The organism is Burkholderia sp. KJ006 (assembly GCF_000262695.1).
GTDB classification, from domain to species: domain Bacteria; phylum Pseudomonadota; class Gammaproteobacteria; order Burkholderiales; family Burkholderiaceae; genus Burkholderia; species Burkholderia vietnamiensis.
In genome coordinates, this window is the sequence record NC_017921.1 from 118,263 (window position 1) to 141,242 (window position 22,980).

Sequence of the window (22,980 nt, forward strand, 5' to 3'; positions counted from 1 at the left end):
TTCAGAAATCCTTGACGAGACGCAGCGAGTCGTAGATCGCCCCGTGGACGTTGTGCATCGAGATGCAGTCGCCGACACGGAACAGCAGGAAGCGGCCGTTGCCCAGCTCTTCCGACAGGCACGGTTGCGGCTCGGCCGCGAACAGCGTGTGCGGATCGATCTGGCCGCGGTTCACCGACTCGGGCTTCAGCTTCCAGTACAGCTCGTCGTTGGGCGACGAACCGTTCTCGATCACGACCTGGTCGACCGCGCGCTCTTCGAGTTCTTCCGTGTATTCGTTGCGCAGCACGGCGATCTTCTTGCCGTCTTCCTCGTACACGCGGTCGAGCATCGTGTTCGGCGTCGGGATCACGCCGAGCGCGTACAGGCGCCGATAGAAGATCGGGAACGTCGTGCCGCCGCAGTCGTCGGCCACCTTCACGTCGGGCGTGACGACCTCGACCTTCGAGCCGCGGCTCGCCATGAAGTCGGCGACGCCCGCGCCCGCATGCGTGCTCACGCCGTCGAACAGCAGCACGTTCTGCTTCGGCTCGACCTTGCCGGTCAGGATGTCCCACGAGCTGACCGCCAGCCCTTCGGCGACGCCCCACGCCGGCACCTGCCACGTGAAGCTCGAGCCGCCCGTCGCGAGCACGACGATGTCCGGCTTCTCGGCCATGATCATCTTCTCGTCGGCAGCGACGCCCAGACGCCGGTCGACGCCCAGCCGCTTCGTTTCCATGTCGAACCAGCGGATGATCCCCGACATCTGCTCGCGCTGCGGCGCCTTCGCCGCGATCATCACCTGGCCGCCCACCTCGGCGTTCTTCTCGAACAGCACGACGTCATGGCCGCGCAGCTTAGCGACGCGCGCGGCCTCGAGCCCGGCCGGGCCCGCGCCGACCACGACGACCTTGCGCTTCGGGCCGCGCGATTTCTCGATGATGTGCGGCATCGTCGCTTCGCGCGAGGTGGCCGCGTTCTGGATGCACAGCACGTCGAGGCCGTTGTACTGGCGGTCGATGCAGTAGTTCGCGCCGACGCATTGCTTGATTTCGTCCTCGCGGCCGTCGCGGATCTTGATCACCATGTGCGGATCGGCGATCTGCGCGCGCGTCATGCCGACCAGGTCGATCATCCCGTTCGCGAGCAGGCGCTCGGCCTGGCCCGCATCGCGGATGCTCTGCGCGTGCATGACCGGGATCTTCACGACCGACTTGATGCCGGCCGCGAGATGCACGAACGGCTCCGGCGGCAGCGCCATCGGCGGCATGCAGTTCGCGATCGTGTTGTGCGTGTCGCCGCCCGAGCCGACCACGCTCAGGTAGTCGATCAGGCCCGTCTCGGACATCGCCTGCGCGATTTCCTTCAGTGCTTCGTGATCGAGGCCATCTTCGTGGAATTCGTCGCCGCACATGCGCAGCCCGACGCAGAAGTCCTTGCCCACCGCCTCGCGCACGGCCGTCAGCACTTCGATGCCGAAGCGCAGACGGTTCTCGAGGCTGCCGCCCCATTCGTCGGTGCGATGGTTCGAGCGCTTGCTCCAGAACTGGTCGATCAGATGCTGGTGCGCCGCCGAGATCTCGATGCCGTCCATGCCGGCCGCCTTCACGCGCTTCGCGGCCGCCGCGAAATCGCCGATGATGCGGCGGATTTCCTCGATCTCGATGATCTTCGCGTTGCCGCGGTGCACCGGCTCGCGCACGCCCGACGGCGACATCAGATGCGGCCAGTGCTCGCCGTGGAACGACGAGCGGCGGCCCATGTGCGTCGCCTGGATCATGATCTTCGCGCCGTGCTTGTGCATCGTGTCGGCCAGGCGCGTGAGCGGATCGATGATCTTGTCGTTCGACAGGTTCACCGACTTCCACCAGCCCTGCGGGCTGTCGATCGACACGGGGCTCGAGCCGCCGCAGATCGCGAGGCCGACGCCGCCCTTGGCCTTCTCCTCGTAGTAGCGGATGTAGCGGTCGCCCGGCAGGCCGCCCGGCTCGGCATACACCTCCGCGTGCGCGGTGCTGACGATCCGGTTGCGCAGCGTCAGCTGGTTCAGCTGCATGGGTTTGAACAGGTGGGGATAACGCATCGCTGGCGACCTCTGGCGTTCGAATGTCTCGTATTGCGGGTGTTGTGGTGTTGCTGGGCGGCTTCAGTGCGTCAGTGGGCGATCGGCGACACTTCGAAGACGCAGTGATCGTGGTGCTCGGCCGCACACTGCACTTCCTTCGACTGCGCGCGCGGCGCACCCTGGCCTTCCGGCGTCGTGTCGTTGACCCAGTCCATCGCGCCGGCGAACCAGCCCGCGAACATGTAGCAGAGCTTGCCTTCCTTCTCCGGCTGCTGGAGCACGAACGACGAGTGGCGCAGCTCGATCTTCGCGCGTGCGCTGGCCGGATCGGCTTCGATGATCGAGAACAGGCCCCAGCCGCGTTGCGACAGGCGCTTCAGGTAATGCTCGAACACGGCCATGCCGGTCAGCCCGTGCAGCTTCGCTTCCTTGTCGCACCAGTGGTAGGCGGACTTGTAGCCGGCCTTGTAGAGAATCTGCGCATACGCTTCGACGCCGAGCGCTTCCTCGACCGCGACGTGGTTGTTCGTGAAGAAGTGACGCGGCACGTACAGCATCGGCAGCGCGTCGGTGGTCCAGACGCCGGTATCGGGATCGACGTTGATCGGCAGTTGCGGTTGCATCGTGGTGGCTCCGTGAGGAAAAACGCCGCGCGGCTCGGGCGCAGGCGCGATATCGTCCGCGCGCCAGCGCGCGACGCGCCGGCACGGCCGGATTCTTGTGGTGTTGAATCGCTGGGGCGGTTCGGCTCGGTTCGGTTCGTGCGTGCGCTTACGCGCCCCACACGTCCTTGAACACGCGCACCCAGTTCTCGCCCATGATCTTGCGGATGCGCGACTCCTTCCAGCCGTGGCGCTCCATCGCCGCGGTCAGGTTCGGGAATTCGCCGATCGTGCGGATGCCTTCGGGGTTGATCACCTTGCCGAAGTTCGTCAGCTGGCGATAGCGGCCCTTGTCGTGCGTCAGCATGTCGAAGAATTCCTTCGCGTAGTCCTGCGTGAAGTCGGTGCCGATGCCGACCGCGTCTTCGCCGATCAGGTTCACGACGTATTCGATCGCCTCGATGTAGTCGTCGATGTTCGCTTCGATCCCGCGCTTCAGGAACGGCGCGAACATCGTCACGCCGACGAAGCCGCCGGCGTCGGCGATCTCCTTGAGCTGCGCGTCGCTCTTGTTGCGCGGATGCTCTTTCAGGCCCGACGGCAGGCAGTGCGAATAGCACACCGGCTTCTTCGAGAACGCGATCGCTTCCGACGACGTGTTGCCGCCCACGTGCGACAGGTCGACCATGATGCCGACGCGGTTCATTTCCGTGATCACTTCGCGGCCGAAGTCGGACAGGCCGCCGTCGCGCTCGTAGCAGCCGGTGCCGACCAGGTTCTGCGTGTTGTAGCAAAGCTGCACGACGCGCACGCCCATGTCGGCGAACGCCTCGATGTAGCCGATGTTGTCCTCGAACGCATGCGCGTTCTGGAAGCCGAGGATGATGCCGGTCTTGCCTTCCTGCTTCGCGCGGAAGATGTCGTCGGTGGTGCGCACCAGCGTCAGCAGCTCGCCGTTGTCGCGGATCTTCTTCTTCATCACGCCGATGTTGTCGACGGTCTTGGTGAAGTTCTCCCACACCGATACCGTGCAGTTCGCGGCGGTGATGCCGCCGCGGCGCATGTCTTCGAACACCGGCTTCTCGAACTTCGAGATGTTCAATCCGTCGATGATGATGCTGTCCTGATGCAGCGTGCTCATATCTGCCTCTCGCTCTAGTCTCTGCGTGTGTGGGGTCGTCGATCAGTAAATCGGGAAGCGCTCGCAAAGCGCGAAAATCTCGCGGCGCACGCGTTGCTCGGTCGCGTGGTCGCCGTCCGGATTCGCGCGCAGCGCGTCGAACACTTCGAGAATCAGGCGGCCGATCTCGCGGAACTCGGCCACGCCGAAGCCGCGCGTCGTGCCGGCCGGCGTGCCGAGGCGGATGCCCGACGTGACGGTCGGCTTCTCGGTGTCGAACGGAATGCCGTTCTTGTTGCAGGTGATGCCCGCGCGCTCGAGCGCCTGCTCGACCGGCGCACCCTTCAGCCCCTTCGGGCGCAGGTCGACCAGCAGCAGGTGGTTGTCGGTGCCGCCGGTGACGAGATCGACGCCGCCTGCCTTGAGCACGTCGCCGAGCGCCTGCGCGTTCGCGAGCACGCGGTCGATGTAGGTCTTGAAGTCGGCATGCAGCACTTCGCCGAACGCGACGGCCTTGCCGGCGATCACGTGCATCAGCGGGCCGCCCTGCAGGCCGGGGAACACGGCCGAGTTGATCTTCTTCGCGATCTCTTCGTCGTTGGTCAGCACGAAGCCGCCGCGCGGGCCGCGCAGCGTCTTGTGCGTGGTCGACGTGACGACGTGCGCGTGCTCGACCGGGTTCGCATGGCGACCGGCCGCGATCACGCCCGCGATGTGCGCCATGTCGACCATCAGCTTCGCGCCGACGCTGTCGGCGATCGCGCGGAAGCGCGCGAAGTCGAGCGCGCGCGGATAAGCGGAGAAGCCGGCGATGAGCAGCGTCGGCTTGTGCTGGTGGGCGAGCTCCTCGACCTGGTCGTAGTCGATGCGCATCGTGTCGCGGTTCACGCCGTACTGCACCGCGTTGAACCACTTGCCCGACAGCGCCGGCTTCGCGCCGTGCGTGAGGTGGCCGCCGGCGTCGAGCGACATGCCGAGCACCGTGTCGCCCGGCTTCGCGAGCGCGAGCATCACCGAGCCGTTCGCCTGCGCACCCGAATGCGGCTGCACGTTCGCATAGCCGGCGTTGAAGATCTGCTTCACACGCTCGATCGCGAGCGCCTCGATTTCATCGGCGAATTCGCAGCCGCCGTAATAGCGCTTGCCCGGATAGCCTTCCGCATACTTGTTGGTCAGCACCGAACCCTGCGCTTCCAGCACGGCGCGCGACACGATGTTTTCCGACGCGATCAGCTCGACCTGCGACTGCTGGCGCTCGAGCTCCTTCAGGATGGCGCTGCGCACCGGGGCGTCGCGCTCGGCGAGGGGCTGCGAGAAGAAAGGCTGGGTGTTCGACATAGTGCGTCCGTGACGAAGAATGAAGGGCGTGTAACCGAAGCTCGAGGCCCGCCGTACCTGGGTTTCCAGCGCTTCCAGTGCAAGGCTGCCGACGGCTCTATTCTTGTCGTTCGGATTTTCGGCGGATTGATGAATTTAGACGCGTTCTTTGCCTTTTCCGCCATGCGCGTCCGTTTTGCACAAGTGACCGATCGTGCTTTTCGAAGCGCCGCTGCGCGCGGCGTCGTGCGCTGCGTTCGTGCGCAAGCACTTCGCCGGTGCCGCCGCTGCGCGCGTGGGGTGCAGCGCATCACGCTTACGGTGCAGTGCAATATCGGCCGGACGCCCAGACAACGTATGGAGCTAGGGTTTAGCCGTATGGCACGCTTGTTGCGCTGGCTCACACAATACGGCAGCCCGATCCGTGCCACTCGGGCCCATAGCTATTAGAGATTCAAGGAACGCTCCCCATGTCGCCCGACCGCACAGCGTCGCTGTCTCACTTCGCGTTCATGCCCCTGCCGAACTTCACGATGATCGCGTTCACGAATGCGATCGAGGTGCTTCGGATGGCGAACTATCTGAGCGGCCAGCCGCTCTACCGCTGGTCGGTGATCAGCCCGGAGGGCGGACCGGTGACGGCCAGCAACGGGCTCACGGTCGACACGGGGCCGGCCGATTGCGTCGGGCTGCCCGATATCGTCTTCGTGTGCGGCGGCGTCGACGTGCAGCGCGCGACCACGCCCGACCATCTGTCGACGCTGCGCCGTTTCGCGCGCTCGGGCGTCGCGCTCGGCAGCCTGTGCACGGGCACCTATGCGCTCGCGAAGTCGGGGCTGCTCGCGGGCTACGCGTGCGCGATCCACTGGGAGAACATGTCGGCGCTGAAGGAGGAGTTTCCGGACACGCGCTTCCTGAAGGAGCTGTTCGTCATCGACCGCGATCGCATCACCTGCACGGGCGGCGTCGCGCCGCTCGACATGATGCTGAACCTGATCGCCGCACGCGTGGGCACCGCGCGCGTCACGCAGATCGCCGAGCAGTTCATCGTCGAACACGTGCGCGACACGAGCGCGCAGCAGCGGATGCCGCTCGTCGCACGGCTCGGCTCGGCGAACAAGTCGCTGTTCGAAGTGATCGCGCTGATGGAGAACAACATCGAGGAGCCGCTGTCGCGCGAGGAGCTCGCGCGGCTCGCGAACATGTCGCAGCGGCAGTTGCAGCGGCTGTTCCGCGAGCACCTCGGGATGACGCCCACCCACTATTACCTGACGCTGCGGCTGCGCCGCGCACGCGAGCTGCTGTTGCAGACCGACATGTCGATCATGCACATCACGATGGCGTGCGGGTTCCAGTCGGCGTGCCATTTCAGCAAGAGCTATCGCGACGCGTTCGGCGTCGCGCCGACGCGCGAGCGCCGCAAGCAGGTGGCGCCGCTCGCGCAGGGCGCAGCGGCGGCGGCCGCGCCGATGTTTCCGGTGCATGCGCTCCATGCGTGACACCGGCGCCGACGGCGGCGCGCGCGGTGCAATCATGAAAGCGGCCCGATGGGCCGCTTTTCTTTTGCGCTGACGATTTCGGCGCGTGCGTTTCGGCAAGCGTGGCAGGTAGCTGCATCGCGCGCCGCGTACACGATCCTCGAATGTGCATTCGCGCGCGTTCGGCTTCAGCAACCTCGCCGCTCGGCAGCGGAAAACGTGACGCCGTACCGACCCGTCAGCGGGAACGAGACTTGCGCAGGACGCCCGGTTCCCGAACCGATGCAGCGGAGCGGAATCGCCCGCGAAACATTGGCGATTGGGGCGGGATTGAATGCGGCGGTTGCCGTTGCTACTCTTTCTTCAGCGCCGGCCGCGCCCGGCCGGAGGCCACGCATGAAGCGATATGCGGCGATCGCGCAAATGGTCGCCAACTCGATCCGGTACGGTGATTTCTCCCATGTCGCGCGCGTCGCGACTGAGCCGTCCGCATTCGGCGCGCGTCGTGTAAATCCTGCTACCGCGCGGCGCGGCTTCTACATGTGCGAAAGCGAGCCGCCGACCGCCGCATGTGCGCGCCGTGGTCAGCTTGTCCCGAACCACCACGCCACGCGAATGCATTGCGATCCAGCACCGCACCGACGCGTCGCAAACCGCGCGCGACGACGACGCGACATTCCAGTCGACCGACCAGTTCAAGCACGCCATACCCGGCTCAGCCATCGCTGGCCGTGGCCTCCCGCCGTCGAGGATGCGATCCGGACCCTCGGAACGCTCGCCGACCGGTAACGACAAACGAGGTAGCAACGACGATGCGAGTCCTGCCCAGCCGGAGAATCCGCCCACGCGACACGCTGCTCGGCGCGATGAATGTGCGCGTCCAGCCGCGCGTGACGGTCAGTCAGCGCTGTCGGGAATGCGGCTTCATGGCATTCCGCGCCAGCGATACCTGCCCCGTGTGCGGAACGGGGAACCGGCCGTTCGCCCCGCTCGGTCGCTGGCGCGGCGGCGAGCCGGCCGCTCCCGACCACGGCGCGCCGTCGGCACCCACATGGGTGTCGCGCTTCGCGGCCGCCGTACGCAACGCGGCGATTCATCGGCCGCGCGCATCGAGCGCACCGTTGCTCAGCGTGTTGACGCTGGTCCTGCTCGTCGGCGGTTACGTGACGTTCGACCGCACGTGCCGGGCCGACCCGGTCTGTCGCGGCCACGGCGCAACGAGCACCGGCGCGGCCGACGCCGGCGTGCAGGTCGCCGACACGCCCGCGTTGCCGGTGCTGCCCGCACCCGTCTATGCGTTTCGTCGGGATGAGACGCTGGCGCCGGCGGCCGGCCCGCTCGCCGATGCCGGCCAGCCGGCCACCGTCGACGGTCCGCGTGGTGCGGCCTCGAGCCGCCACGCGAGGGCGAGTGCGAGAGCGGGCGCAGGCGCGCCCGCGACGCTCGCGCGGCAAGTGCCGCCGCTTCGCGACACGGACCGCGCGCAAGGCGGCATCCGCGTCGCCGACTGGAAAGGCGGCGTCCCGGCCCGGCGCACGCATGCGACCCGTCGCGTGAGCTGGCACGCGCGCCATCTGCGACGCGGGGCGACCGACGCCGAAATGGCCTATCTGTACCGCGGACACTGACGGCCGCGCAGCGAGGAACCTGGTTGCGCGTCAGTTGCCGCGGATGTCGGTAGCGGAGCCGTCGGTCGCCGCCGCTCCAGTCGGCGCCGGACAATATCCGTGGCCGCTGACGAAGCCTGCCCCGGCCAGCCGCGCGCACCCGCCGACCAACCCCGCATAGTCACGACCCCGCTCGCAAGCCTCCCGCCGCCGCTGGTCGACCAACCGCCCGCGCTCGGCCGCGAGGAGCGAACGAGAATGCCTCCTTCGCCAGAATCCGATACGCTATCGGCTGCCTCGTCTACCGGCTCATCCCGCACGGCAGGTCGGCTTACGGCGCAACCCTCGCGGGCGTCTGACGGAACAGGCGCGCGTCATAACCCGCGTCGGTAGACACCCACCCGAATTCCCGCCCTCGCGCAAAGACCCTCGTCCCATGGACAGCAATTCACAGAACGATCCCCTACCCACGCGCGACCCCGTCGTCGGTCCGTCCAAACCGCGCCTGTTCGGCTTTCTCGGCGCCGGCTTGATCACCGGCGCATCGGACGACGACCCGAGCGGCATCGCAACCTACAGTCAGGCCGGCGCGGCGTTCGGCTACGGGCTTTCGTGGACGTTGCTGTTCAGCTATCCGCTGATGGTCGCGATCCAGATGATCAGCGCACGGATCGGGCGCACCACCGGCCACGGCATCGCCGGCGTGCTGCGCCGGCACTATCCCGACTGGCTGCTCCAATGGGTCGTCGTGCTCCTGCTCATCGCCAACATCATCAATCTCGGCGCCGATCTTGGCGCGATGGCCGATGCGATGGCGCTCCTGCTGCCCGGCCCGAAGTGGCTGTACGTGCTGCTTTTCTCGGCCATCTGCATCGCGATGCAGCTGCTGCTGCAGTACACGCGCTACGTCGCCGTGCTGAAATGGTTCACGTTGTCGCTGTTCGCGTACTTCGCGGTGCTCGCGATCGCGCATATCGAATGGGCGCGTCTGGCGAGCCATTTGTTCGTTCCGCATCTGAGCTGGACGTCGTCCTACCTGACGCTCGTCGTCGCGATCTTCGGCACCACCATCAGCCCCTATCTGTTCTTCTGGCAGTCGGAAGAGGAAGTGGAGGACATGCATGCGCATCCGACCCGCCGCGACCTCTTCAGCGCGCCGGCACAGGCGCCGACGGCGCTGCACCGCATCGAGATGGACACGGTGACCGGGATGGGCCTGTCCAATCTGGTCGCCCTCGCCATCCTCGCCACCACCGCCGCCACACTCAACGCGGGCGGCATCACGGACATCCAGACTTCGGCGCAGGCGGCGCTCGCACTGCGGCCGATCGCGGGACACTTCGCTGCGCTGCTGTTCACCGTCGGCATCGTCGGGACCGGCTTGCTCGCGGTGCCGGTGCTGGCAGGCTCGGCCGCCTACGCCGTAGGCGAGGCACGCGACTGGCCCGTCGGGTTTTCGCGGAAGGTCCAGGAAGCCAAGGCCTTTTATGCCACCATCGCGATCGCCACGCTGATCGGGATGGTCATCAATTTCACCTCCATCAACGCAATCAAGGCGCTTTACTGGAGCGCCGTGCTCAACGGCGTGATCGCCGTGCCCGTGATGGTCGTGATGATGTTGATCGCGTCGCGCACCGACATCATGGGTGCCTTCAGCGTCAAGGGCTGGCTGCGCGCGCTGGGCTGGCTCGCCACGATCGTGATGTTCGTGATCGCGGTCGGGATGGTGGTGACTTCGTTCTGACCGGTAGCGCGGCAGGCGTCGGGAGAGTCGTCGAGGAATGAAAAACGGGCGGCGCCGTCTCCGGCGCCGCCCGCTTCATGTGAGCCGTTCGCGCGTCAGGCCGCGAGCAGGCCGTGCGGGTCGATCACGAATTTGCGCGGTGCGCCGCCGTCGAACTTCTTGTAGCCTTCCGGCGCCTGATCGAGCGAGATCACCTCGACGTTGACGATCTTCGCGATCGGCAGCCGGTCGAACAGGATCGCCTGCATCAGGTTGCGGTTGTACTTCAGCACCGGCGTCTGACCCGTGAAGAACGAATGCGACTTCGCCCAGCCGAGGCCGAAGCGGATGCTCAGGCTGCCGTGCTGCGCGGCCTTGTCCTTCGCGCCCGGATCGTCGGTCACGTAGAGGCCCGGGATGCCGATCGCGCCGGCAGGCCGCGTGATCTCCATCAGCGAGTTCAGCACCGTCGCCGGCGCTTCCTCCGGACTGCCCGACGAGCCGTGGCCGTGCGCCTCGAAGCCGACGCAGTCGACCGCGCAGTCGATTTCCGGCACGCCGAGAATCTGCGCGATCTGCTCGCCGAGCGACGCATCCTTCGACAGGTCGACCGTCTCGAAGCCCATCGCGCGCGCATGGGCGAGGCGTTCCGCGTTCATGTCGCCGACGATCGTGACCGCCGCGCCGAGCAGCCGCGCCGACGCGGCCGCCGCCATCCCGACCGGGCCTGCGCCCGCGATATAGACCGTCGAGCCCGGCTTCACGCCCGCGCTCACCGCGCCGTGGTAGCCGGTCGGCAGAATGTCGGACAGGCAGGTCAGGTCGCGGATCTTCGCCATCGCCTGATCGCGGTCCGGGAATTTCAGCAGGTTGAAGTCCGCGTACGGCACGAGCACGTACTCGGCCTGTCCGCCGATCCAGCCGCCCATGTCGACGTAGCCGTACGCGCCGCCCGCACGCGACGGGTTCACGTTCAGGCACACGCCCGTATGGGTGTCCTTGCACATCGCGCAGCGTCCGCACGCGACGTTGAACGGCACCGACACGAGATCGCCGATCTTCAGCGTCTCGACGTCGGGGCCGACCTCGACCACCTCGCCGGTGATCTCGTGACCGAGCACGAGTCCGACCGGCGCGGTCGTGCGGCCGCGCACCATGTGCTGGTCGGAACCGCAGATGTTCGTGCTCACCACTTTCAGGATCACGCCGTGGCCGATCGCGCGCCCGGTCGGATCGACCATCTTCGGATAATCGATCTTCTGCACCTCGACCTTGCCCGGCCCAAGATAGACGACACCTCGATTGCTGCTCATCGTATTGTCTCCATGTCTCGTTGGTTCGCGCTGCGGGCCGCCGCACGACTGCGGCGCACCTGCAACGTGCTGTTCGAGAGTAGTCCCCGAGACCGGGGCGCCGATGTCTCAAACGCGACAGGTGTTTGACCGGTGCCGACATCGGCCGCGCGAAGCCCGAGCCGGCGCCGCGCCGCCGCACGGCGTCGCCGCCGCACATCGTCGGACCCGATTTTTTGTTGATTGAACGATCAATAAAAAACCGATAAGCTCTCGACTTCCACGAACGGCCCGTCCGGGGCGAAGGAGTGCGCGATGCCGAAAGTCGGAATGCGGGAGATCCGTCGCGCGCAGCTGATCGACGCGACGCTGCGCTCGATCGACGAGGCCGGCCTGCCCGGCACGACGCTCGCGTCGGTCGCGCAGCGCGCGAAGATCTCGACGGGCATCGTCAGTCACTACTTCGGCGACAAGGACGGCCTGCTCGAAGCCACGATGCGGCACGTGCTGCGCGATCTGTGGGCGGCCACCACGCGCCGCCGCGTCGCCGCGCGCAAGGATCCGCGCGCGAGGCTGCGCGCGATCGTCGCCGCCAACTTCGACGACACGCAGGTCAGCGCGCCGGTGATGAAGACCTGGCTCGCGTTCTGGTCGCAGAGCATGCACGAGCCGAGGCTCAAGCGCCTGCAGCACGTCAACACGCGGCGCCTGCACTCGAACCTGTGCGCCGAATTCGCGAAGCGCCTGCCGCGCGCGAAGGCGCGCGAAGCGGCCAGCGGCCTCGCCGCGCTGATCGACGGCCTGTGGCTGCGCGGCGCGCTCGCCGGCGGCCCGATCGACACCCGGGCGGCCTTGAAGCTCGCCCACGATTACATCGACCTGCTGCTCGCGTCCGCGTGACGCGTCGCGCAGTCGCCAACCTGGAGATCCTCATGTCCGTATACGGTTTGCAGCGCCTGTACATCGGCGGCGCTTATGTCGACGCCACCAGCGGCAAGACTTTCGACACCTTCGATCCCGCCACCGGCGAGCTGCTCGCGCAGGTGCAGCAAGCGAGCGCGGCCGACGTCGACCGTGCGGTCGCCTCGGCGCAGCAAGGGCAGCGCGAATGGGCGGCGCTGACCGCGATGCAGCGCTCGCGCATCCTGCGCCGCGCGGTCGATCTGCTGCGCGAGCGCAACGACGAACTCGCAGCGATCGAGACGCGCGACACCGGCAAGCCGATCGGCGAGACGCTCGCGGTCGACATCGTCACCGGCGCGGACGTGATCGAGTACTACGCGGGCCTCGCGACCGCGATCGAAGGGCTGCAGGTGCCGTTGCGCGCCGAGTCGTTCGTCTACACGCGCCGCGAGCCGCTTGGCGTGTGCGCGGGCATCGGCGCATGGAACTACCCGATTCAGATCGCATGCTGGAAGACGGCGCCCGCGCTCGCGGCCGGCAACGCGATGGTGTTCAAGCCGAGCGAGGTCACGCCGCTCACCGCGCTGAAGCTCGCCGAGATCTATACGGAAGCCGGCGTGCCGGCCGGCGTGTTCAACGTCGTGCAGGGCGACGGCTCGGTCGGTGCGCTGCTGACCGGTCACCCGGGCATCGCGAAGGTGTCGTTCACGGGCGGCGTCGAGACGGGCAAGAAAGTGATGTCGCTGGCCGGCGCGTCGTCGCTGAAGGAAGTGACGATGGAGCTCGGCGGCAAGTCGCCGCTGATCGTGTTCGACGATGCCGACCTCGATCGCGCGGCCGACATCGCGGTGACCGCCAACTTCTTCAGCTCGGGCCAGGTCTGCACCAACGGCACGCGCGTGTTCGTGCAGCGCTCGATCAAGGACGCGTTCACCGCCAAGGTGCTCGAACGCGTGAAGCGGATCCGCGTGGGCAAGCCGACCGATGCCGACACCAACTTCGGCCCGCTCGTGTCGGCCGCGCAGCTCGACAAGGTGCTCGGCTTCATCGCCAGCGGCAAGGCGGAAGGCGCGAAGCTGATGGCCGGCGGCACGCGGCTCACCGACGGCCATTTCGCCGACGGCCAGTACGTCGCGCCGACGGTATTCGGCGACTGCCGCGACGACATGAAGATCGTGCGCGAGGAAATCTTCGGGCCGGTGATGAGCATCCTCGATTTCGAATCGGAGGACGAAGTGATCGCGCGCGCAAACGACACGCACTACGGCCTTGCGGCCGGCGTCGTCACGGAGAACCTGTCGCGCGCGCATCGCACGATCCATCGCCTCGAAGCCGGCATCTGCTGGATCAACACGTGGGGCGAATCGCCGGCCGAGATGCCGGTTGGCGGATACAAGCAATCCGGTGTCGGGCGCGAGAACGGCATCACGACGCTCGAACACTACACTCGAATCAAATCGGTACAGGTCGAACTCGGCCGCTACAACCCGGTGTTTTGAGAACGATAGGAGATATCCCGTCATGACGACACGCGAATACGACTACATCATCTGCGGCGCCGGTTCCGCGGGCAACGTGCTCGCGACGCGCCTGACGGAAGATCCGAACGTCACGGTGCTGCTGCTCGAAGCCGGTGGCCCCGACTACCGCTTCGACTTCCGTACGCAGATGCCGGCGGCGCTCGCCTATCCGCTGCAGGGCCGCCGCTACAACTGGGCGTACGAAACCGACCCCGAGCCGCACATGGACAACCGCCGGATGGAATGCGGCCGCGGCAAGGGGCTCGGCGGCTCGTCGCTGATCAACGGGATGTGCTACATCCGCGGCAACGCGCTCGACTACGACAACTGGTCGACGCACCAGGGCCTCGAGCGCTGGACCTATCTCGATTGCCTGCCGTACTTCCGGAAGGCCGAGACGCGCGACGTCGGCCCGAACGATTACCACGGCGGCGACGGCCCCGTGTCGGTCACGACCAGCAAGCCGGGCGCGAACCCGCTGTTCGAAGCGATGGTCGAGGCCGGCGTGCAGGCCGGCTATCCGCGCACCGACGACCTCAACGGCTATCAGCAGGAAGGCTTCGGCCCGATGGACCGCACCGTCACGCCGAAGGGCCGCCGCGCGAGCACCGCGCGCGGCTACCTCGATCAGGCGAAGACGCGCGCGAACCTCGAGATCGTCACGCACGCGCTGGCCGACCGCATCCTGTTCGACGGCAAGCGCGCGTCGGGCGTCGCATACCTGCGCGGCAGCGAGCGCGCGACCGCGCATGCGCGCCGCGAGGTGCTCGTGTGCAGCGGCGCGATCGCGTCGCCGCAACTGCTGCAGCGCTCGGGCGTCGGCCCCGGTGCATGGCTGAAGGAGCTCGACATCCCGATCGTGCTGGACCTGCCGGGGGTCGGCCAGAACCTGCAGGATCATCTGGAGATGTACATCCAGTACGAATGCAAGGAGCCCGTCTCGCTGTATCCGGCGCTCAAGTGGTGGAACCAGCCGAAGATCGGGCTCGAATGGATGCTGAACGGCACGGGCCTCGGCGCGAGCAACCATTTCGAGGCCGGCGGCTTCATCCGCACGCGCGACGACGATCCCTGGCCGAACATCCAGTATCACTTCCTGCCCGTCGCGATCAACTACAACGGCTCGAACGCGATCGAGATGCACGGCTTCCAGGCGCACGTCGGCTCGATGCGCTCGCCGAGCCGGGGCCGCGTGAAGCTGCGCTCGCGCGACCCGAACGACCATCCGAGCATCCTGTTCAACTACATGGCCGAAGCGCTCGACTGGCGCGAATTCCGCGATGCGATCCGCGCGACGCGCGAGATCATGCGGCAACCGGCGCTCGACCGCTATCGCGGCCGCGAGTTGAACCCGGGCGCCGACTGCCGCTCCGACAAGGAACTCGATACGTTCGTGCGCGCGCGCGCCGAGACCGCGTTCCATCCGTCGTGCTCGTGCAAGATGGGCTACGACGACATGGCCGTGGTCGACGACGAAGGCCGCGTGCATGGGCTGGACGGGCTGCGGGTCGTCGACGCGTCGATCATGCCGATCATCACGACCGGCAACCTGAACGCGCCGACGATCATGATCGCGGAGAAGATCGCCGACCGGATTCGCGGGCGTCAGCCGCTCGCGCGTGCGAACGTCGCGTACTACGTCGCGAACGGCGGGCCGGCGCGCAACGTCGCGAAAGCGGTGCGGCAACCGGAGACGGCGTAGGCGCGTCCGCGCGCGACGACAGCGTGCACGGCTCGCGGCGTTCTCGCCGCGAGCCGTTTTTCATTGGGCGTCGCTGCCGCCCGCATTGAAGCGCGTGATCGCGGTCGCTCGCGACCGTATGCGTTTCGCGCGCACGATCGGGTTCGCACGCGACGTCAGGCTCATCGCGCCGCGCAAGCGGTCGAACGCGACCTCTTCTTTCGGCCCGAAGCGGCCGATCGCCGGCCATGCGAGCGTCTGATCGAGCCAGCTCTGCCATGCGTCGCCGTAGAAGCGGCGCGCATATGCGCGCACCGTGTCGGGCGCCGCGATCACGACGCCGGCCAGCAGGTAATACGCCCAGAAGCTGCCCGCGCCGACGAGCCGTTCGAGCCGGCACACCGACACCGCCGCGAGCAGGCCGGACACCGAGGCGAGATCGCCGCGTCGTTCGCGGATCGCGCGCGCGACGAGATTGTGCCGGCCGCCGTATGCGGCCAGCGACATCCGCGTGCCTGCGGCGAGTGCCGCGCAGTACGTCGCGAGCGCGGCCATCTCGTCGATGCGCGCCGCCGCGTCGCGCGGCCCGCACACGCGCAGCACGAGCGCGTCGATGATCGCGTCGTGGCCGGCCGACGCGTCCATGCCGCCCGCGGCGACCGCCACGCGGCGTTCTCTCGGGTTCTTCGCAGGCGGTGCTTCGCCGTCTGCTTCGGCTTCATGCGGTGCGCGTTCGCCGCTGCCGTCATCGAGGGCGACGCCGCTGGCAATCCGCTCGAGTGCGGCCCAGCCATCGTCGGGATCGTCGAAGGTCCACGCAGCGACGAATCCGTGAGCGGCTTCGAACGCCACGCGCGAACCGGGGCAGCGACGCTCCGCATGCGCCAACTGCTGCGCGTCGGGCACGTGCACGCATGCTTCGAGCGCGTCGCCCGCGTCGCATGCGCAACCGCCGCCATCCGTCGCCAGCCACGGCGCGACCTCGTGCAGGACGGCGATCGCCTCATCGGAAAGCGCTGCGCCGGCGCGCACGCGCGCATCGCGCGAGTCCGTCGACGAAGCAGCGGCCGCAGCGGCCGCGTCGGCCTCGGCACCGGCCGGCACCTGTAGACGTTCGATCAGATACTGCAGCCACGCGGCCGTGCGCAGCCGGTCAGGCGTCGCACCGCGGGCATCGCCATACTTCGCTGGGTCGGTGAGCATGGGTGGTCCGAAGGAGTTCCGGCGAATCGGAATGGTTGTTATGTAGTGGGCCGGTCGAGCGGTCCCGTCAAGCGCAGGCGGTGCGATGAGCCGCACCGCCTGCCTCGCCGCCGCGTCGATTCGCGCTCATCCGAGCGGCCACGCCCACGTCCCGCGAAACCGCGACGCCCGCCGCGCATCCTCTCACGGCCCTCGTAACCGGCAGGCGTGCGGTCGCGATCGCGCGATGCTTACTGCACGTGGAACTTCGGCGACGTGACGACCGTGCCGCTGACCTTGCAGTCCGGCGTCAGCACCGCGTTGTTGAACGTCAGCGACGAGTTCGGATCGCTCCACGCGGTCACGACCTTGCTCGGCCCGCAGGTGCCGAGCAGCGTGACGGTCACCTTCGCATTGTTGATCGACAGTTGGGTCGGACTGTCGGCCTGGCCGGTCCACGGCGACGCACTCGTCGCGCTGCCGCTGATCAGCCCGCAGGTGGCGCCGCCCGTGAAGGTCGTCGACGTGATGTTGACGATGCCGGTCGACGTGATCGTGCCGTTGAACGTCGCGTTGCATGCCGCATTGATCGACCCCTTGCTGAGCGTCGTGAGCCCGGACGCGGAGAACGGTTCGCCGTTGGGGTTCATCGGCTGGCCGTCCGCGCGCGATACGGTCACCGCGAACGCGGGCGCGGCCGCAGCCGCGGTGAATGCCACTGCAGCAACAAGCGATGCGATTTGACGAATGCTCATTTGAACTGCCCCCTCTCTTCACAAATGGCGGCATGCCGCCGGAAACGCGACGGCCCGGACGAAGCGAACGGCCGGCCCGTCGCAGGAAGCCGCACGGCGCGCACCGGGCGCGCCGCGCGGCTCAGAACTTGTAGGAAATCCCGACGAACGTAATCAGCGGATCGGCCTTCAGCCTGGTGCGCGTGGTGGCGAGCGTCGAGCCGTCGGCCGCCTTGATCACGAGCGACGAGTAAGTCTTCAGCGGCATGTAGGTCAGCGTTGCCGTCAGCCCCCAGTGCTTGTCAATCGCGTAGCTCGCGCCGATGTTGTAGACGGGCGTAAACGACGACGACGCCTTGCCCTCCACCGACGTCGGTCCCGGCTTGCCGGCCCCGGCCGCCAGCACGCTGCCGAGGTTCTCGTTGATGTCCCTCGCGAAGTTGCCGTTCAGCTCGATGTTGCTGAACCAGCTGTACGCGACGCCGATCCCGACGAACGGACGAAACTTCGCGGTCGGCGCATTGAAGTAGTACTGAAGAATGACGGTCGGACTCCATTGCCGCGCGTTCTTCACGGCCGGCTGGTTCGACGTCTTGTCCATGTCGACCGAGCCGAGCGCGCCGGACGGCCCCGGCGGCCGGATCACGCCGTGCCCGGTCAGCGTGAATTCGGGCGGCACGCCGAGTACCGAGGTCACCGCGATGTGGTCGGTGAAAAAGTGCGTGAGCGTGAGGCCGACCGTATCGGCGTTGTTCACCGTCAGGCTGGTGCCCGGCGACGTGAACGAGCCGGGCAGCCGCAGCGGCCCGTTGATCGGCATGTTGGCGAGATTGGTCGTCAGCCCGTTGGTCGAATCCTGCGGCATGATGTGCAGCCAGCCCAGCGTCGCGACGTTGTCACCCGCCTGCTGCGCCGATGCGAGCGTCGACATGCATGCGACGGCACCCGCGGCAATCACCTTCTTCATGAAGTCTCCCCTGTTCTGTCCGGGCGCCGCGCACTTGCGCGGCGCCGCCGTGTCGCTGCGCGCAATCACTGCACGAACGCGCCGACCGTGAAGTACGGATTGCTTGCATCGGCCATGTCGAGGAACCCGAACACGCCGCCGGTGAACACGAACTTGCCGGTGGCCGGCCCCGACGCCGCGTCCGCATGCACGGTCGTCACGACGCCCGGCACCTGCTGCGTGAAGTCGAGGTTCAGCGCGCGCGCGAGTGCGGCCTGCGACGCGTTGAACGGATCGAGCAGCGTCGCCTGCGCGCCGACGAGCGCGGTGGCGCGATAGTTGAACGTGCTGTCGACCCCCGTGTACTCGCCGTTCTGCGAGCCTGGCGCGATGGCCGTCTGCGGGCTCAGGAACGAGATGCCCGATTCGTCGTCGGCGCTCGGCGGGCCCTGCGTGAGGTCCGCATTCGCCGCGCCGGTCCGGATGAAGATCGGCACGAGCTGATTGCGCAGCTTGCCGACGATCAGAATGCCCTTGCCGGCCTTCGCCGGATCGACGGCCGCGAGCGTGGGCGCAATCTGCGGCTGGTAGTTGAGCGACTGGAAGGCCGGCGCGTCGGCGCGCAGCGTGAACGGCTGGTTCACGGTCGCGCTCGACGCCAGCGGCTGCCCGCCGTTCTTCTTGCCGAAGTTGTCGGTTTCGACGTAGCTGCCGTCCGCGTGGATCGTCACCTGCTGGTCGAGCGCCACCGGCGCGAAGCTCTGCGACGGCACCTGGTGATAGCCGAGCTGGTTGTAGGTGCCGGCGATCTTCGACAGATCGGTTTCGAGCGACGAGAAGCTGATGAACGGGTAGTACGGGAACGTCGTCTTCGAGATCTTGCCGACGCCGATCACGCCGTCGAACTGGATCGTCGCGCCGGGAATCGCACCGCCGAGCACGCCTTCGCCGAGGAACAGGCGGGCCGGCCTGGTCGGGTCGAGGCTCGCGTTCTGCATCCGGAACGTGCACTGGTTCAGCTTCACCGTCGGCAGCCCCGTCTCGTCGACCAGCGTGCCGTCGACCACGTTGGCCGGCGCCGCGTCGCGCGTCGGCTGGACCGTGCCGGTCGTGGTCGGGACCGGCGACGCGAGGTAGGTCACGCGGTACGTCATCTTCGTGGTGTCGAGCTGCACCTTCACGAGCTCGCCCGAGCCGGAGCCGCCGACGAAGGCCGTGTTGTAGTCGATCGTCTGCGGACACAGCCGCACGGGGCTGACGGCCGGCGGGTCGCCGTCGCCGCCGCACGCGGCCACCAGCGGCGCGAGCGACGCCGCCACCATCCAATGCTTCACGTTCATAGGAATCCTCTTGAAATTTTGTTCGCCGGCGGCGCTGCGTGCGCCGCCGGGGTTCCGTGTTCGATGCGCCGTTACTGAACGAACGCGCCGACCGTGAAGAACGGGTTGACCTTGCTGTTGTTGACGACCATCGCGTAGACGTTGCCCGCCGTCACGAGCCAGCCCGTGTCGCCCTTGGCGAAGATCGCCACGTTGCCGTTCGCGCCCTTCGCGTTGAAGTCCTGGGCGACCGTCACCTTGATCTTGCCCGGCGTGGCCTGCGTGTAGTCGAGCGCGAACTGCGAGGTGACCGACGAAGTCTGCGGATCGATGAACGCCGCGGTGGCGCCCTGGAACAGCGTCGACGTGTAGTTCGCCGCCATCGTCGACACGGCGGTGCCGTCGTTGCAACTGCCGGCCGCCGAATAGAACGCGCCGTTCATGAACGTGCCCGGCAGGTCGGGGTGCGGGACGCTCACGTCCAGGCTCGGCCCGCCCACCGCCAGCGCGTTCGCCTGCCCGGTCGACGTCACGATGCCGCATGCGGATGCGCTCGTCGCACCGATGTACCCGCCCTTCAGCGAATTCGCGGCGATCGCGGTCGTCGACGAAAGCATCGAGATGCCGACCTCGGGGTCCGCGACGGACGCAAGCAGATTGCCGGCATCGACGTGGTTGTAGCCGACGCGAATCACGACCGGCACGCGCACGCCGTTGAGCTTGCCGACGATCATGATGCCCTTCGCCTGGCTCGGTGCGATCACGAGCGACGCGCCCTGCCCCGCGAGCGGGTACACCGGCGTGCCGAACTGGCTCGCCACCGCATTGCTCACGAACACGTTGTCGTTCGATCCGTCCGCGTTCTTGCGCAGCGTCCACGGCGAGCCGGTGGTCTGGCAGGAGTAGTCGCTGTTCGGCGTGATCGTGCAGGAGCCGTCCGCATTGAGCGTCTGGTTCCAGTTCACGACGTCCGGCTCCCAGCCGACCGGGCCGGCCGTGCTCTGCGCGTTGCCGCCGAGCGGCGACAGATGGATGCCCACCTCGTTGTAGTTGCCCGCGACTTTCGCGAAATCGGTCTCGGTGTCGGTGAAGCCGATGAACGGATAGAAGTCGAACGTACGCGACGGCACGGTGCCGAGGAACAGCCCCGGCAGCAGCTCGATGCCCGGAAACGCGATCGTCGCACCCGGAATGCCGCCGCCGACCACGCCGTTGCCGACGAACAGCATCGGCGGATCGGCGCGATTGATCGTCACGGAATATGCACCGTCGCTCGTCGCGCCGCTGTCGAGCACGAACGCGCAGCGGTTCTGCTCGGCGGTCGGCAGGTTGGTCGGGTGATGGAATGCGCCGCTGATCGTCAGGCCCGCACGCGTGTCGTTGACCTGCCCCGCCGACGTCGGCACCGACGATTCGAGGAACTGCATCTGGTAAGTGAGCCTGGTCGTGTCGAACTTCACCTTCACGTATTCGCCGCTGCCCGAGCCGCCGGTGTAGGTGGTCGTGTAGTCGAGCGAATCCGGGCACAGCTTCGTCACGACGGGCGGCGCCGTTTCGGCGCCGCTCGGCCCGCACGCGCTGCCCGAACACTGCGGCACGTTGATCGGCCCCGGGTCGTCACCGCCGCCGCAGCCAGCGACGAACGGCAGCGCCAGCACGGCACACGACAGGATCGCTTTCCGCCACTCAGGAATGCAAAGCATCAACCCCTCCTTTTGAGGTACGACGAGTCTCGTCCGGTCGGGCTGCGTGGCCCGCCGGTTGGTATCACGCCGCGCACATCGGGCGCGGCGCATGACGATGCGCGCAGCGCGCGCCGCACGGCTCGTCCGAGCGAACACGGAGTCGCGGCGACACGCAGGCGCAAGCCGGCAGCGCCGCCATCGGGCACGGCGCCATCGGAACAATCGAAACGGATCGGGATGCGTCGCTACAGCGCCGACGCGATGCGGTAACGCAGGCAGGCGACTCGCGTCGCGCCTGCGTCAGGCGAACAGCTGATGAACGGCAGCTTGGCCGGGCCCTCGGAAAGGCGTCTCATGGGTTGGTCTCCGTACGTACGCTGGATTCGTTATCGTGATGCGACGTTTGCCGAGACTATGATCGGGCGTTGCGCGCAAGTAAATGGATGCAGAGTTCCAAACGAACCGGACGGCTCGATCCAAGCGCGCTCAGGGCCTTTCACAATTTTTCAAACGACCTTCGATTTATTTGCTCAGACAAATACTTCGGCGGTACATGTGCTGCTTACCGCTACGGCCCGGCACGCTCCGGCAAAATACCGCTCATTGTTCAGCCGATTCAAATAAATCGCCTGATTGATGAGCAGTGCGCGCCTATTTCGCGCGAATTCCGTGCATGCATCGCATATCGTTTGCGCCGAAATGCATTTCCATCTTCCGGTTGCTAATATGGCGATCCTGCGATCCCGCACCACAACGCCGTTCGACATGACGCCCGTTCGCCATGCCGCACCCGCAGCCAGCCGTGTCGCAGCGGCGGCGCCGGGCTCGCGCGGCGCACGGGGTCGGCCCGAGCAGCCGTGCCATCCGTGAGCATGCAACCGATCCTCTCCGTTTCCGACCTCTCCAAGACTTACGCGTCCGGCTTCCAGGCGCTCAAGCACGTGAACCTCGACATCCGCCCCGGCGAGATCTTCGCGCTGCTCGGGCCGAACGGCGCGGGCAAGACCACGCTGATCGGCTCGATCTGCGGCATCGTCACGCCGACCGAAGGGCGCGTGACGGTCGGCGGCCACGACATCCGCGATCACTACCGCGCGGCGCGCGAAATGATCGGGCTCGTGCCGCAGGAACTGACGACCGATGCGTTCGAGACCGTCTGGGCGACGGTGTCGTTCAGCCGCGGCCTGTTCGGCAAGGCGCCCGATCCCGCGTACATCGAGAAGACGCTGAAGGCGCTGTCGCTGTGGGACAAGCGCGACAACAAGCTGATGACGCTGTCGGGCGGCATGAAGCGCCGCGTGATGATCGCGAAGGCGCTGTCGCACGAGCCGCGCATCCTGTTCCTCGACGAGCCGACCGCCGGCGTCGACGTCGAGCTGCGCCGCGACATGTGGAAGCTGGTCGATTCGCTGCGCGAAAGCGGCGTGACGATCCTGCTGACCACCCACTACATCGAGGAAGCCGAGGAAATGGCCGACCGCATCGGCATCATTCTCGGCGGCGAGCTCGTGCTCGTCGAAGACAAGCACGAACTGATGCGCAAGCTCGGCAAGAAGCAGCTGACCGTGCAGCTGGAGCAGCCGCTCGCGGCGGTGCCGGCCGAGCTGGCGGCGTTCGGGCTCGAACGCGCGGCCGACGGCACCGCGCTCGTCTACACCTACGACTCGCAGCGCGACGACGCGGGCATCGCCAAGCTGATCGCCGCGCTCGGCGCGGCCGGCATCGGTTTTCGCGATCTGCATACGACGCAGAGCTCGCTCGAGGACATCTTCGTGAGCCTGATCGACAATCGCCGCAACGGCGCACAAGGGGCGTAACGCACAT

The 22,980-nt window shown here is 67.2% G+C and carries 18 protein-coding genes; 8 read left to right on the top strand and 10 right to left on the bottom strand.

The window, feature by feature from the left end:
- Nucleotide 1: 1 nt before the first annotated feature.
- The 4 genes from MYA_RS14745 to MYA_RS14760 all read right to left on the bottom strand — a co-directional run bounded on the left by MYA_RS14745 (nucleotide 2) and on the right by MYA_RS14760 (nucleotide 5,107).
- Nucleotides 2-2,065 carry an NADH:flavin oxidoreductase gene (locus MYA_RS14745; protein WP_041494001.1) on the bottom strand — a complete coding sequence of 688 codons (2,064 nt, stop codon included), beginning with the start codon at nucleotides 2,063-2,065 and terminating at the stop codon, nucleotides 2-4.
- A gap of 71 nt (nucleotides 2,066-2,136) precedes the next feature.
- Nucleotides 2,137-2,670 carry a DUF5943 domain-containing protein gene (locus MYA_RS14750; RefSeq protein WP_014723974.1) on the bottom strand — a complete coding sequence of 178 codons (534 nt, stop codon included), beginning with the start codon at nucleotides 2,668-2,670 and terminating at the stop codon, nucleotides 2,137-2,139.
- 148 nt (nucleotides 2,671-2,818) lie between these two features.
- A complete protein-coding gene (locus MYA_RS14755) occupies nucleotides 2,819-3,790 on the bottom strand; it encodes a dipeptidase (protein ID WP_011880775.1) in 972 nt (323 codons plus the stop codon).
- Nucleotides 3,791-3,832: 42 nt separating this feature from the next.
- Complete coding sequence (locus tag MYA_RS14760) at nucleotides 3,833-5,107, bottom strand: serine hydroxymethyltransferase (protein WP_014723975.1); 1,275 nt, start codon at nucleotides 5,105-5,107, stop codon at nucleotides 3,833-3,835.
- 449 nt (nucleotides 5,108-5,556) lie between these two features.
- Between MYA_RS14760 and MYA_RS14765 the strand changes: the two genes are divergently transcribed.
- From MYA_RS14765 to MYA_RS14775, 4 genes are all read left to right on the top strand, one after another.
- On the top strand, nucleotides 5,557-6,585 hold the full coding sequence (locus MYA_RS14765; protein ID WP_011880777.1) for a GlxA family transcriptional regulator: 1,029 nt from the start codon (nucleotides 5,557-5,559) through the stop codon (nucleotides 6,583-6,585).
- A 375-nt stretch (nucleotides 6,586-6,960) separates the two neighbouring features.
- A complete protein-coding gene (locus MYA_RS31130; RefSeq protein WP_148278566.1) occupies nucleotides 6,961-7,353 on the top strand; it encodes a hypothetical protein in 393 nt (130 codons plus the stop codon).
- A 23-nt stretch (nucleotides 7,354-7,376) separates the two neighbouring features.
- Complete coding sequence (locus MYA_RS14770; RefSeq protein WP_041494002.1) at nucleotides 7,377-8,192, top strand: hypothetical protein; 816 nt, start codon at nucleotides 7,377-7,379, stop codon at nucleotides 8,190-8,192.
- A gap of 415 nt (nucleotides 8,193-8,607) precedes the next feature.
- A complete protein-coding gene (locus MYA_RS14775; protein ID WP_014723978.1) occupies nucleotides 8,608-9,915 on the top strand; it encodes an NRAMP family divalent metal transporter in 1,308 nt (435 codons plus the stop codon).
- A gap of 95 nt (nucleotides 9,916-10,010) precedes the next feature.
- Here the strand turns inward: MYA_RS14775 and fdhA are convergent, their stop codons facing one another.
- Nucleotides 10,011-11,207, bottom strand: coding sequence for a formaldehyde dehydrogenase, glutathione-independent (fdhA, locus tag MYA_RS14780; RefSeq protein WP_014723979.1), 1,197 nt, complete (start codon nucleotides 11,205-11,207; stop codon nucleotides 10,011-10,013).
- Between the two features lie 294 nt (nucleotides 11,208-11,501).
- On the opposite strand from fdhA, the gene betI reads away from it, so the two are divergent.
- Genes betI through betA form a run of 3 tightly spaced genes read left to right on the top strand, consistent with a single transcriptional unit; the run spans nucleotide 11,502 to nucleotide 15,311 of the window.
- Nucleotides 11,502-12,086: a transcriptional regulator BetI gene (gene betI / locus MYA_RS14785; protein ID WP_011880782.1), complete on the top strand. Its 585-nt coding sequence runs from the start codon at nucleotides 11,502-11,504 to the stop codon at nucleotides 12,084-12,086.
- Nucleotides 12,087-12,118: 32 nt separating this feature from the next.
- Nucleotides 12,119-13,588, top strand: coding sequence for a betaine-aldehyde dehydrogenase (betB, locus tag MYA_RS14790; RefSeq protein ID WP_014723980.1), 1,470 nt, complete (start codon nucleotides 12,119-12,121; stop codon nucleotides 13,586-13,588).
- Between the two features lie 22 nt (nucleotides 13,589-13,610).
- Nucleotides 13,611-15,311 carry a choline dehydrogenase gene (gene betA, locus MYA_RS14795; RefSeq protein ID WP_014723981.1) on the top strand — a complete coding sequence of 567 codons (1,701 nt, stop codon included), beginning with the start codon at nucleotides 13,611-13,613 and terminating at the stop codon, nucleotides 15,309-15,311.
- 60 nt (nucleotides 15,312-15,371) lie between these two features.
- On the opposite strand, the gene MYA_RS14800 is transcribed toward betA, so the two are convergent.
- The 5 genes from MYA_RS14800 to MYA_RS14820 all read right to left on the bottom strand — a co-directional run bounded on the left by MYA_RS14800 (nucleotide 15,372) and on the right by MYA_RS14820 (nucleotide 21,174).
- Entirely contained in the window at nucleotides 15,372-16,493 is a 1,122-nt protein-coding gene (locus tag MYA_RS14800) for a hypothetical protein (protein ID WP_011880785.1), read from the bottom strand.
- A gap of 230 nt (nucleotides 16,494-16,723) precedes the next feature.
- A complete protein-coding gene (locus MYA_RS14805; RefSeq protein WP_011880786.1) occupies nucleotides 16,724-17,227 on the bottom strand; it encodes a hypothetical protein in 504 nt (167 codons plus the stop codon).
- 121 nt (nucleotides 17,228-17,348) lie between these two features.
- Nucleotides 17,349-18,173, bottom strand: a complete 825-nt coding sequence (locus MYA_RS14810) for an OmpW/AlkL family protein (protein WP_014723982.1) — start codon at nucleotides 18,171-18,173, stop codon at nucleotides 17,349-17,351.
- A 65-nt stretch (nucleotides 18,174-18,238) separates the two neighbouring features.
- Nucleotides 18,239-19,492 (bottom strand): DUF2957 domain-containing protein, encoded by a 1,254-nt coding sequence (locus MYA_RS14815; protein WP_014723983.1) that lies wholly within the window; start codon nucleotides 19,490-19,492, stop codon nucleotides 18,239-18,241.
- Nucleotides 19,493-19,563: 71 nt separating this feature from the next.
- Entirely contained in the window at nucleotides 19,564-21,174 is a 1,611-nt protein-coding gene (locus tag MYA_RS14820; RefSeq protein WP_014723984.1) for a DUF2957 domain-containing protein, read from the bottom strand.
- A gap of 854 nt (nucleotides 21,175-22,028) precedes the next feature.
- On the opposite strand from MYA_RS14820, the gene MYA_RS14825 reads away from it, so the two are divergent.
- The gene (locus MYA_RS14825; RefSeq protein WP_014723986.1) at nucleotides 22,029-22,973 is read left to right on the top strand and encodes an ABC transporter ATP-binding protein; all 945 of its coding nucleotides are present in this window, start codon (nucleotides 22,029-22,031) and stop codon (nucleotides 22,971-22,973) included.
- Nucleotides 22,974-22,980 lie beyond the last annotated feature (7 nt).